The sequence below is a fragment of the Schlesneria sphaerica genome, assembly GCF_044336245.1.
Classification (GTDB): Bacteria; Planctomycetota; Planctomycetia; order Planctomycetales; family Planctomycetaceae; genus Schlesneria; species Schlesneria sphaerica.
This window is the reverse complement of the sequence record NZ_CP172346.1, coordinates 6,154,659-6,167,054: the sequence shown is the minus strand read 5'-3', so window position 1 is coordinate 6,167,054 and position 12,396 is coordinate 6,154,659. Positions and strand designations below refer to the sequence as shown.

Sequence of the window (12,396 nt, the reverse complement as noted above, 5' to 3'; positions counted from 1 at the left end):
ACAGCGGCCCGCTCACTTACGCTCGGACTTCTCTTCCATGGTCAGGTCCACCTTTCCAGGTAGTGTCGTGCCGTTAATGACCAGGGTCAGCGGACCGACAATATGTGTCTTGGACGTATGGGAAACCGCCTGCCCCAGCTTGCGGTTGAATAGATGGGTGCTTTCGGAAGAGGTCACTTTCAGATCGCTCTGAGTGACTTGCAGCATCGGATTGCCGTTGATGCTGTAGTTGACGTCGAACACTTTGCCCCTGATTTTGTCGAGCGTTTCGCCATCCTGTTCGACGGTCCCTTCGTATTCGTACTTCGTTCGGAAGCTCATCACCTGTCCTGCACCCAGGTTGGTTTCGGATGACCGTTCCCAGGTATCCCCTTTCTTGACCGCTTCGCTCGGCAGGAACTCGAAAGCACGTTCAAAGGTCTTCTGAAGCGACTCGGGAGAAAAATGACTCTTCGCTTCTTCGGACAGCTTGTCATATTCCCCCTCGGGTAGTTTGACGGACTTGACCTTGTTGTCAGCGTCCAGTTCGACCGAGACGGAAAGCCTGAAAGCGGCTCGAAAGATCTCCATCAGCGATTCTAATTGAGGAATCGCAGCTTTCTTATCGGGGTTGGCTGAATCAAATTGAACGGAGCCACCGGGAAAGATCACTTCACTCTGCAAGGACTCCAGTTTTTCTTCGACCTTCAAAGTGCCATCGGTCTCTCGTTGTCCAATTGACGAACGGGAAATTGCAAAGGACGTCGAAGTCGTGTCCACATCCATGCCCGCCAGAGTCAGTGTCTGTGTCGCCTTCGTGTCGCGGTGAACGACGGACTTACTCCCCTCTTCAAACTTCAACTTCAGATTGACTTCCTCGGCGCAGGCCAGTGAAGCGGAAAGAACGGCAGTCAATGTCGAGAGCACGAGCGTTCGGAGCATGATGGGACTTCCAATGCAATGGCATGGCGACCAAGCCGCGTCTCTGCGAGGAATCTCGAAGAAAGAACAACGCGTCTCAGTGAAATGTGAACAGCGGAACGAACCCGGAATCGGAGTGGATCAAAAAGAATTCCTTTTCAAAGACAGAATGTCAGTCTTCGTAAAATTTTCAAGCCTCCATCTCGTTTCGCATCGCCCCCCCTTTCAGAATCTCGGCGAATCTGGCCCCATCGACTGACGGGATTAAGGCCAACCGGTCGGCGAATTCACACGCGAGAGTGGAACTTCAGATGATCCATCAGGCTGGTTCGACAATCGAGCGCAGAACCTGGGCCACCCAATAGCTCTCCACAATTCCTTCACTCGCTATTTCGATAGTCAAACAAAATACATGAATAGACTCATTGACAATCAACGAGAAGACGATTAAAAGACGACTCATCTAGTGATTTATTTTCGTTCCTCAGCTTGACCTCAGGTCGCGAGGAGAGAGAGCCTTCCACAGGAAAAGGCTCAATTTCTCAGGTCACAAAGTCAACGTCAGAGCAGTTTTGCCAGAAAGCCTGACGCACAAACCCGACTCTACTGATGATATTTCTTGCGGGTTTTGAACGCCCGCCTCATGCCGCTGGCGCTGGATCGCGGTTCTCACCAGCGTTCCTTCTGTCGCTGCACGTCCATGTCGCCCGGCACGCCTGGGCATAGAAAGAAGCACACCATGCCCCCGCAGGATTTCGATTCCACATTCCGACCCCTCCTCGTAAATCAAGTCGATGCTGTCCCGGGACTAAGACCAGGAGCGACGCGACGTCACCACGGGCGCCACCAATCCGGGTTTACCCTGATCGAACTTCTGGTCGTGATTGCGATCATCGCAGTCCTGATTGCATTACTGCTGCCCGCAGTGCAACAAGCACGTGAAGCCGCTCGAAGAACACAGTGCAAAAACAATCTCAAACAGATTGCCCTGGGAATTCACAACTACAATGAGACGTACGGCAGCCTCCCCATCGGGCATCAGTACCTCGGCGGATTCGATGGCAACTGGGCAGACAACAAGGGGGGCTCTGGCTTTGGCTGGGGCTGGTCCATTCTTCCCTTCATTGACCAGGGACCGCTGTTCAATTCGTTTAACTCATCCCAGCAAGCGGCCGAAACCGCACCGACGACTCCCGGTGGCACCCTATCGAACGCACTGCTGTGCCAGACTGTGATCGCCATGATCAGTTGCCCATCCGACGCCAAGCCGTCCCAGGGGAAGGACATTCCGACAACAAATCTTGATGATGGTGCGATCCCCAGGAATGCCACCAGTAGTTATCAGGGGAGCGCCGCCTCATTTGATGGATGGTCGGGCGATGCTGCCGGAAATTTCGCTAACCTGCAACAGTGGAACGGTGCCTTCGGACGCTCCAACAGCGGTGCTCGTCGCCTGCACGAGTTCACCGATGGGACTTCCAACACGTTCCTTGTTGGTGAAACGAAGTACCAGGGGATGGATTCCAGTGGCGGCAACCGCTCGCGCTGGTACGCCGCTGTCGATGGAACTCCCGGTGCCGCCAAAGGGGCTTCTGGCGCAACCAACGCATTGATGGACGATGGGCAATGGGCCATGAACTGGACTGCGGCACAGGGAAATCCCCAGCCCCATCGCACGGCCGGAAGTGCCCACACGGGTGGTGCCCAGTTTGCCATGAGCGATGGCTCCGTCCGCTTTGTCAGTGAGCAAATTCACCATACATCGCGAGCGTGGATCCCGACAGACCCCTTCGATCACGCGAACAACGGTAGAGCATTCGGACTCTACCAGCGCCTTTACGCCATCGCCGATGGTCTGGTGTTGAGTGAGTTCTGATCACACCGAATGACTACCACCAGTGAACTCATCGAGTGACAACCAGGTCGGGTGACGACGCGACAGTGTCCTCACCCGGCGGAGTCTGCCCCATAGGGCTTCTCCGTCTCAATCTATACAAACTTCGTGCGGGAACCGTGTCATGACAAGCAAGAAACCAAAGCGATCGATCGCAATCATCTGGAGCATCTCAGCAGCTCTCATTACGGTATCTTGCCTGGGCTGCAGTCGAGGCCCGAAGATCGCCTCAGTCCGTGGAACCGTCACCCTGGACGGTGAGCCACTGCCCTACGCTGCGGTCGTCTTCAATCCTGCAAATGGTCGGCCAGCCGGTGCAACGACCGACGAGAACGGCGAATACGCTCTCAATTTCACGCAGGGCCGCGAGGGAGCCCTGATTGGGGAGCATCGGGTCATCATCACCACGCGGCGAGATCCCTGGAAAGATCCGAACGGAGAAGTCCACCCCAGCTCCAGTGAAAAACTCCCCACGAAATACAACACTCAGTCGACCTTGACGTTCACTGTTGAGCCAGGCAAGACGAATGTCGCCGACTTCGACCTGGAATCGTCCGCCCCAGAATCGCAAGCCTCGCGTAAGCCAGGAGCCCGACGATGAGCGGCGCGACTTCCTTATCGAGTTTTGGCATTCTGCTACTGTCTGCCTTCGTATTTCCGTGCCCGTCGCAGTCCGCAGAACAACCTCGGCGCCCGAATATCGTCATTATTTTTGCCGACGACTGGGGACGACACGCTGGAGCCTACGCACGCCTCGACGGACCTGGGACCGTCAACGACGTGGTCAGGACCCCGAATTTCGATCGTATCGCGGGGGAGGGTGTCCTCTTCCGACGTGCTTTCGTTTCCTCCCCCAGTTGTACCCCAAGTCGAAGTGCACTTGTCTCGGGACAGCACTTCTGGCGCACCGGTCATGGATCAGTGCTACGTGGGGAATGGGATGGATCCAGTCCCGCCTTTCCGCTGTTGCTACGGGATGCTGGCTATCGGATTGGAAAGTCGCACAAAGTCTGGACCCCCGGCACCCCTTCCGACGCCCCCTTCGGCGGCCAGCAATTCGCCTACGAGGCAGAAGGTCGCCGCTTCAACAATTTTTCCGAGAACGCGTCGAAACTTGTCGCCGAAGGAAAAACGGTCGAAGCAGCGAAAGCAGAACTGTTCCATGAAGTACGGGCGAATTTTGACACGTTCCTCAACAACCGCGGAAGTGACCAACCCTTCACTTACTGGTTTGGGCCGACCAATGTCCATCGAAAGTGGACGAAAGGCTCGGGCAAAGCATTGTGGGGGCTGAACCCCGACGATCTCGCAGGAAAGCTTCCTCCCTTCCTGCCGGATGTCCCTGAGGTCCGGGAAGATCTGGCAGATTACTTCGGAGAAATCGCCGCCCTTGACGGCGCGATTGGCCTGATTGTTGAACGACTCGAGCAAATCGGTGAGCTGGACAATACGCTGTTGATCATCAGTGGCGACCACGGCGCCCCGGGCTTCCCACATGGGAAATGCAACCTGTACGACTTCGGAACGCAAGTCCCACTCCTGGTCCGCTGGGGTGGCGCCCCCGGCGGTCGTGTCGTCGATGATCTGATCAGTCTGACGGACATCGCACCAACGGTACTTGAATTGGCCGGGTTGCCCATCCCCGAAGTGATGACGGGTCGCAGCCTGGTAAGGATTTTGAAGGGTGACAAGTCGGGACAGGTTGATCCGCAGCGTACGGCCATCTACACCGGAAGAGAGCGCCACGTCGACAGTGCTCGTGCTGACTACCTGCCATATCCGCAACGTGCGATTCGCACGCACGATTATCTCTACATTGTCAACTTTCGGCCTGATCGCTGGCCGCTGGGCGACCCTCACCGGTTGGACGGAGATCAGCCTCCGACGGTCGAAGAGGTGACGGAAAATACTCGGATTACGCTGGCCGATGAAGACGCCGGCCCCACCAAAGCCTGGCTGGTGAGTCAGCGTCGCTCTCCACGTTGGAAGGCTCACTTCGACTGGGTCTATGGTAAACGTCCGCGGGAAGAATTGTATGACCTCCGCCAGGACCCCCATCAGGTTAAGAACGTCGCGAATGACGCGGAATACGCGAATGCCCGCGCCACACTGGAGCGTCAGCTTTTGCAGGAACTGCAGCAGACTGGCGATCCCCGTCTGATCGATGAAGGATCCTATTTCGAAACTCCACCCGTCGGTGGACCACCTGTCACCCCAGCCGACCGCTGACACGGAGTTCTCTCTCATGACAAAGACCAGCCTCTCCCTCTCGCTCGCACTCATGCTCGTAATCGACGTGTCCATGTCGATCGCCGCCGACCTCCCTTCGCGCCCCAATATCCTGTTCGTCATCTTTGACGACTGGGGAGGAAGCCGGCATTCCGGTGTTGCCGGGTGCCAGTGGATTAAGACACCCAACTTCGATCGGATTGCACGCGAAGGGATTCTCTTTGCCAACGCCTTCACCTCGAATCCTAAGTGCAGTCCCTGCCGGGCAAGCATTCTGACGGGCCGTAATACCTGGCAACTTCGCGAGGCTGTGTCACACAATGGTAATTTCCCGTCGGGATTTGAAACTTTTCCCGACCTGCTCGAACGATCGGGTTACACGATCGGCTATACGGGGAAGGGCTGGGGTCCGGGCGACTTCAGGGCGAGTGGCCGCACTCGAAATCCCGTCGGTCCTGTTTACGACAAACTCAAGCAGGAATCCCCCACGACCGGAATCAACAAGAACGACTATGCAGGGAACTTTGACGACTTTCTGCAGCAGCGACCGGCCGACAAGCCGTTTTTCTTCTGGATTGGTTTCCATGAACCGCACCGCGCGTACGAGTGGGATACGGGAGCAAGGTCGGGTAAATCGCTCGATTCTGTGAACGTCCCTACCTACCTCCCAGACACCGAGATTGTCCGACGCGATTTACTGGACTACGCACTGGAAGTCGAATGGGGAGATGCTCAGCTTGGCAAGGCGCTGGCAGTTCTCGAGAAGACGGGACAACTCGACAACACCCTCATCGTCGTCACATCGGATCACGGGATGCCGTTCCCGTTTGTAAAAGGACAAATTCACGACGACGCGTTCCACCTGCCACTCGCCATTCGCTGGGGGGCTGGTGTTCCGGGAGGTCGAGTGGTGCAGGATTTTGTCAACGTGAGAGACTTCGCACCCACATTTCTGGAAGTCGCTGGCGCGGCACCCCATGAACAGATCACTGGCCGCAGTCTGACCAACATCCTTCGTTCAAAGACCTCCGGATACATTGAAAACCGCGACGTGATGCTCGTTGGAAAAGAACGTCATGACATCGGCCGCATTCACGATCAAGGTTATCCCGTTCGTGCCATCCGGACGAAAGAGTTCTTGTACGTTCACAACTTTCACCCGGAACGATGGCCAGCAGGCGATCCAGAAACCGATTTTGGCAACGTCGATCCCAGTCCGTCCAAAGAAGTCATCAAGGTATTGAAGGGGTATTACTACGACCTCTCCTTCGGTAAGCGACTTCCCGATGAATTGTACCGTATCACGGACGATCCCGATTGTGTCAATAACCTGGCCAATGAACTCGCGTTCCAGAATGACGTGCAACGACTGCGGGCTCAAATGGTGCAACTTCTCAAGGAAGAAGGTGATCCCCGAGTCCTGGGAACCTTTGGCGAACTTGAGCAATATCAATATGTCGGCGGACGGGGCAAAGGTTACGAAACGTGGCTCCGCCGCCAGGAAGAGACCGTTCTGAAATCCCTTCAGGAAACATTGAACGCGAACGGATCGAAAGAGCCTGCACCGCAAAAGTCGTCCGCTAAATAACTGGCTGAAGGCGGCGCAGTCAACGTTACGATTGGGGGTCGCAAAATCCGGCCCGAAATCTTCGGCTCAGGCCAGTGAAACGATCTTCGAGGTCGTTTCACTGGCCTATTTCTGTCCCTTGCCGATGCAGTAAAGAGATCTGTTTGAACGAACGAAGAGTTGAGCGTTCACGATGGCTGGCGTGGCGTTGAAGTCACTCTCATCATCGTTGAACTGATTCCGGGCCAGTAGCTCGTATTCCGGCCTGGCATCGAGCACCAGCATTCCCGCCCAACGGCACTGAACGTAAATTCGTCCCGCCGCGACGACTGGTGACGCATAGACTGGCCGCCCCCCCGCTTCGAATTCCGCCACACGCTCGCGATAGATCTGATCTCCCGTCGTTGCGTTGATACAAAATGCCTGACCCCGATCGTCGATCCAGTAGAGATGATCTTCAAACAGGACTGGTGTCGCGACGTAGGAACTGCTGCGACTGGTCCACAGAATTTCAGGCGTCGCCGCTTCGTCAACGGGATCAATCTTGATTGCGAGACTTCCCGCGGATCGAAAGCCACCGAAGATGTAAATGGTCTGTCCGTTCGTGATGACACTGGGGCAGATGGTTCCTGTCAAATCGTGATCAAGGTGCCAGCGTTTCTCACCCGTCCTGGGATCGATCCCCCATGCCTCTCCAGGGAGGGCCATCACCAGGTCTGTCCGCGACTCGCTCAACTTCACCAGCCCCGGCGTGCCGTAGGCAAGCTCCAGCGCTTCACTTTCGACCTTCCAGACTTCACTGCCGGTCGACTGATCCAGGGCTCGCAGGGAACGACTCTCTTCAGCGGCGTTCACGATGACAAGATTCTCGTAGAGGATGAGACTTGCCCCCGATCCCCAGCGGCGAATGCTTGATTCACTTCCGACAAGGGTCTGCCAAAGCAACTTCCCGTCGCGATCGAAGGCGACAACACCTGCCTTGCCAAAGAAGCAGAACACCCGTTCGCCGTCGGTGACCGGAGTGCTACTGGCGTAACCATGTTCAGAGATGTAGCCCTGAAAAGGATCTTCCGGCAGTGTGCCGGCCACGGTCTGACTCCAGACCAGACTTCCCTGGTCGCGATCGAGACATGTCACGTGACGCGTCAACCGTTGAATGTCGCCGCCTTCTTCTCCCGGAAGCCCGTAACCTGTGTAACTCGTCACATAGACTCGGTCGCCATGAATGACGGGACTGGACGATCCGGGTCCCGGAAGCTCGTACTTCCAGCGAAGGTTTTTGGTCGCGCTCCACTCCCGCGGAAGATCCGCCTTGCTGTCCGTTCCAGAGCCATTTGGGCCGCGAAACTGGGACCAGTCCTCAGCGCTGGAAAAGTGGCCGCTGGCGGCGAGAACGAACAGGGCGACAGGAGCCCAAAAAGAACTGTGGCTGCGTGCGGCCATATCCATGCCTCGTCCCTTCAAGAGAGATGATTGCAGTGGCGGCAGAGTTTGCCTGGCGCCACTACCTTTCGGATGGGGGTAATGTAGCACACTTCAGGAAGGAACCGACTCGCGATTCAGTTGCGATCAGATAACAGGGCAGGTCCCTGGGCTTTTACGGATCACGACGTCCATTGCCGAGAGGATTTTTGTTACAGAACGGACTGAGAGTCTTCGAGCAAGTCTCTGCCAAGGCGAGTTCTCGTAATTGCATATCGCGGCTTTGTATTTGCGATCGACGTCTCCCCACATGACCTGAGTTCGATTTGTGTCATCGCTCATCCTTCGGGAACAGCGGGGAACTGCAACGTTGATTCGTGTTGGTTATGAAATCTCCTTTCAGTCTCCACAGCCCGCTCCCATGATTGCCCTGCTCTCCATCCATCCGGAACGCTTACCGACGATCCGCAAGTCCGAACAACCCCGTGTCACCCCGTTAGTGCGCGCAACGGAATACATCGACCGCTTTGGCAACCGCTGCAGCCGACGGGTCGCTCCTCAGGGAAGGATTGCTTTTTCCTTCCAATGAGGCGATCGTGGAAGAGAGTGGACGGCCCGCCCTGCAAGTCCTGAATGCGACTCAGGCCGCAGTCGAAGATTTCCCCAGCGACGCACAGTACCTGCTGGCGAACCGCTACTGCGAAGTCGATAGCGTGACTTCATCCATCACTCGAGACAGGGAAGCGAATCCCATTCGATCGGGACACGGTTCGCGCAAGAAAAACGACCGCAGCGGACCAATGTCCACTACGGTCGTTGAGCACTCATCTTTTTAACTGCCCCTTCCGATCCGACAGTCACATGCGAGGGGATCGGGAATCGAAACGAACAGGTGATTAGGTTCTACATCGCGAAGCTGCTGCCGCAACCGCAGGTCTTCTGAGCGTTGGGGTTGTTGAACTTGAACCCACGGCGATTCAGGTCGTCGATAAAATCGATCTCGGTCCCATCCAGATGGAGGTCGAATCGCTTGTCGACAGCCAGTTTCACGCCGAACTGCTCGGTGACGAAATCTTTCGTCGTGTCCTGAGTGTCGTCGAAGTTAAAGGAATAGTCCCAGCCAGAGCAACCGCCTGCCCGGACACCCACTCGCAGCACGTACTCTTCGGGAATCTTGCTTTCGGCCCGGATCCGCTTGATTTCGGCGGCAGCTTTTTCGGTCAATGTCACGGCCATTATCACAGTCCTTGCAGGAAATATTGGGGCATTCAAACGTCGGCAAATTATAAGGTGTCGATTGTGCGAGGCAAGCTCATTCCCAAAGTTACAGGGCTATCACACCCGTCGGGAGCCCCTGAGCTTTGTATTGTCGCAATTGTTGCATTTTTTCGCAGCAACATTCTGCACCCACAAGCCACATTTCGGTTCTCCGCAACAAGCAGTTCTTTCAGACATTCTGTGCCGATTAATCTTTTGGCCGAATCCCGTTGCACTCCGTTTCCCCCACAGTTCAACGGGTCTTCCCAAGTCCTGAGCGTCTCGGGACACATAAAATCCGTATGTCAACCCCCTTGTTCACAGGATTTCCGTCCGCTCCTTGAATTTCTGGAACGAACATTGCCTCGATGGTGCGTGTCCCTCAGACTTTTACGGGATCTGGCCGATTTCATTCAACTTTTCGCCAGCGATTGTTTCATTTCTTCGTAGATGTTGTGTTTTCGTATTCTTTTGTTTTTGTGGTATTCATGATTTTTGTCAGTGGGGACTGGTTCAATGCCGAATGTTTCTAATCTGGAGGTCTACCAGGCTGGTGAATTGACGGTCATCGGCTTTGGCGGACGTGAAGTTCTCGATGATATGAATGTCGCCGAATGCCGCGACGAGCTTGTCGAACTGATTCGGTCGCACCACTGCAAGGTGCTGGCCTTCGACCTCACACGCGTCCGACTGATCCCCAGCGGCCTGCTGGGACTGCTGGCATCAATCCGCAAGCAGGGGGTGGCAGTCCATCTCTACAATCCTTCCACCGATATTCGGGAAGTCCTCGAGATCACCAAGCTCGATGATGTGTTGGAATTGCACGAACTGGAAATCGCTGTCTAAAGCCAACGACAAGAGTCGGTGACCGCTAAGACCGCCTTTCGTTGATGTTGAAGTGAAACGAGTTCGAGCTGTCGCTCGAACTCGTTTTTTTCCATCAGAGCCGTTTCTATTATTCGCCCTTCCGCGGGTCACAGCCCCCGGCTGTTTCCGCTGGAGCCCAGAGTTCATCCTGTCAGCCGGCTACGCCAGATCAGTCGATCGAAATGCCCCCCCAGCCGTCCTGCGAATGAATCCCGACGACGCGTGGAACTGGTCCAGGCAGGGGCCAGAAGGAGGCAGGAAGAGCCCGATCAAATGCGAAACTGGTCGAGTTCGTATCAATCGCGTTTGAGATCACCTTCAAGGCCACATCCGGCAATCGCGTCCCCCCCTTGGAGAGGGGTTCGACCTGGGCTTTTCCCGGCGTGACGACAATTTTTTCGCCCGAGATTTTCGTCGAATACGGAATTGTGACAGCCAGTGGAGGAAGCACGTCATTTCCCGCCGGCTTGAATTTGGCCCGCAAGGTGACCAGAGCTCGATCATCCTCCAGCCGAATGGTCAGGGGATCCTCGTCGTCAAATTCGATGTCGATCACAATATTTTGCAGGCCTGGCAGCGAAATCGGCGGAGGCTGTGACGAATCGAGTTCGTCTTTCTCGGGCTTTACCGCGTAAGGAGCCATGGATTTTTCCATTTCCTTGTCGGTTGTGCGCAGGCCCTTCAGACCGAGTCTGCCGACCAGCGAATTCAGCAATCCTTCATGCACCATCAGTTTCAAACCATTTTCCGGGCCGAGACGATTCTCGAGTTCGGTCGTCGACTCAGTCGGCGTCTGCCCCGTCACCTGCATGAAATAGCTCAATTGGGTGTCAGAGGTGTGGACGAGCTGTTGCGAAGGCAAAAGATCCGCTGCCCCCAGCCACTTTCGCACCGTTAACTCGAGCTGTTCATTCGCATCAGCGAGCTGCTTATCGATCGTCTTGTCGAACTCAGGAAACACCCTCTCTGCCACGCGATCCCGCGCCACCGCTTCCGCCTGCGGACGCCGACGTTCTGCTTCCCGGAAGGCGATTCGATTTGCAATCCCTCCGAATAAAGTTCCCGTCAGTGGGGTGGTCGCGCCAAGAGTCTGATTCTTTGCCCGGACATGCACCACTGCGTGCCGCGTCGAAAACTTCTCACCGTCAAAGTAGATCTCCTTGGTCGCCACAAACTCCTGTTGGCTGGCGACGTCCACTTTGGCCTGCGGTGTAAAGCCGGTCGTTTCACTTTGCGTCGTCCCGTTCAGGACGAGAACTGCGCGCCCCTGCGTCCCACCCGGCAGCAGATCGAGTCGAACTTTCGTTGCCGTTGTCTGGTGTCCGAAGACCTCGGCCCCGAGAATAAAGTCCCGCACTTCGCCGGGACGGGTTTCATTACGTGCGACCAGTCGATTCAGAAAGCTTTCCGAAACACTGAACCGAATATTGCCAATCGGCGTTGGTGCCTCTTCGACAATCGGCGCGGCGGGAGCGAAGGGGGCTGCGGCAAGGCCCGGCTGAAGAAAAACAGGCTGGCCCGGCGCCGGCAAAAAGGGTGAAGGACGCCGCATCATATTGGGTCCCATCGGATAGGGGCCGGGTCCCGCCGAGAAGCCAGGAGGGGGCAGGGGCGAGACCAGGGGATCGGACATCGGTGCTGGCCCTACGGCGACAGGGGGCGTTCCATATGGATTGGCAGTCGGCCCCACCGCCACATTCGGTACCCCTAACGGCGCGGGAGGAATCCGTCGAACGGGAGGCTGTGCGAAAGCATCGCTGGTAAAAACGGCGCATCCCGTCAAGGCAATGGTGGTCGTTCTGAGCGAACTTGTCGTCATTGCGCAGAACAGCGTCCCGATAAATCCTCGCTGATACATAGGATGTTTCCTGACGATGTCTCGATGCTCTTGAAAATCATGACAAGACTGACGTGCCATCGAATCAAGGCAGGCCGAAGTGTCGCTGGATCGGGTGGCGAATTGCCGCCGGGACAGGGATCAGATCGGCATCACACCTTGTGAGTCTCGATTCGCATCGGCGAAATTCATCACCTTTAGCCGGGTTTTACACCAGATTTCGAGTTCTTTCGGTTTTGCATTCAAATTTTCCTCAAGCTCGACAGGCAATTTCGGAAAACTTCACTCCATTCACGCAGTCCAATATCCCAGTTTGTGCAACCCGCCAGATCCCTTTTTCCCGCGTGTCCTCCCACTTGTAAAAACTGCCAGAGCGGGCCAGACTCAATTGCGCAAGCAATTGCTGTTCCCTGTCACCAGTGC

At 55.9% G+C, this 12,396-nt stretch carries 10 protein-coding genes; 6 read left to right on the top strand and 4 right to left on the bottom strand.

All coding sequences use genetic code 11. From position 1 onward, the window contains the following. Window positions 1-12: 12 nt before the first annotated feature. The gene (locus ACGY09_RS22205) at window positions 13-921 is read right to left on the bottom strand and encodes a DUF6263 family protein (RefSeq protein ID WP_397569473.1); all 909 of its coding nucleotides are present in this window, start codon (window positions 919-921) and stop codon (window positions 13-15) included. Window positions 922-1,639: 718 nt separating this feature from the next. Between ACGY09_RS22205 and ACGY09_RS22200 the strand changes: the two genes are divergently transcribed. The 4 genes from ACGY09_RS22200 (at window position 1,640) to ACGY09_RS22185 (ending at window position 6,611) form a co-directional block, all read left to right on the top strand. Then, complete coding sequence (locus ACGY09_RS22200) at window positions 1,640-2,776, top strand: DUF1559 domain-containing protein (RefSeq protein ID WP_397569472.1); 1,137 nt, start codon at window positions 1,640-1,642, stop codon at window positions 2,774-2,776. 142 nt (window positions 2,777-2,918) lie between these two features. Next, window positions 2,919-3,395 carry a carboxypeptidase-like regulatory domain-containing protein gene (locus ACGY09_RS22195; protein WP_397569471.1) on the top strand — a complete coding sequence of 159 codons (477 nt, stop codon included), beginning with the start codon at window positions 2,919-2,921 and terminating at the stop codon, window positions 3,393-3,395. Further along, entirely contained in the window at window positions 3,392-5,023 is a 1,632-nt protein-coding gene (locus ACGY09_RS22190) for a sulfatase (protein WP_397569470.1), read from the top strand. Before ACGY09_RS22195 ends, ACGY09_RS22190 begins: the two co-directional genes overlap by 4 nt. Window positions 5,024-5,039: 16 nt before the next feature. Then, window positions 5,040-6,611 carry a sulfatase gene (locus tag ACGY09_RS22185; RefSeq protein ID WP_373652798.1) on the top strand — a complete coding sequence of 524 codons (1,572 nt, stop codon included), beginning with the start codon at window positions 5,040-5,042 and terminating at the stop codon, window positions 6,609-6,611. Between the two features lie 105 nt (window positions 6,612-6,716). Here the strand turns inward: ACGY09_RS22185 and ACGY09_RS22180 are convergent, their stop codons facing one another. After that, window positions 6,717-8,039, bottom strand: a complete 1,323-nt coding sequence (locus ACGY09_RS22180) for a PQQ-binding-like beta-propeller repeat protein (RefSeq protein WP_373652799.1) — start codon at window positions 8,037-8,039, stop codon at window positions 6,717-6,719. A gap of 500 nt (window positions 8,040-8,539) precedes the next feature. Here ACGY09_RS22180 and ACGY09_RS22175 point away from each other — a divergent pair, with 500 nt between their 5' ends. After that, window positions 8,540-8,848, top strand: a complete 309-nt coding sequence (locus tag ACGY09_RS22175; RefSeq protein WP_397569469.1) for a hypothetical protein — start codon at window positions 8,540-8,542, stop codon at window positions 8,846-8,848. Window positions 8,849-8,915: 67 nt separating this feature from the next. Here ACGY09_RS22175 and ACGY09_RS22170 read toward each other — a convergent pair whose 3' ends face one another. Beyond that, window positions 8,916-9,248: a HesB/IscA family protein gene (locus ACGY09_RS22170; protein WP_373652800.1), complete on the bottom strand. Its 333-nt coding sequence runs from the start codon at window positions 9,246-9,248 to the stop codon at window positions 8,916-8,918. A 537-nt stretch (window positions 9,249-9,785) separates the two neighbouring features. Here ACGY09_RS22170 and ACGY09_RS22165 point away from each other — a divergent pair. Next, window positions 9,786-10,115, top strand: a complete 330-nt coding sequence (locus ACGY09_RS22165; protein WP_373652801.1) for an STAS domain-containing protein — start codon at window positions 9,786-9,788, stop codon at window positions 10,113-10,115. Window positions 10,116-10,305: 190 nt separating this feature from the next. On the opposite strand, the gene ACGY09_RS22160 is transcribed toward ACGY09_RS22165, so the two are convergent. After that, window positions 10,306-11,994, bottom strand: a complete 1,689-nt coding sequence (locus ACGY09_RS22160; RefSeq protein ID WP_397569468.1) for a hypothetical protein — start codon at window positions 11,992-11,994, stop codon at window positions 10,306-10,308. Window positions 11,995-12,396 lie beyond the last annotated feature (402 nt).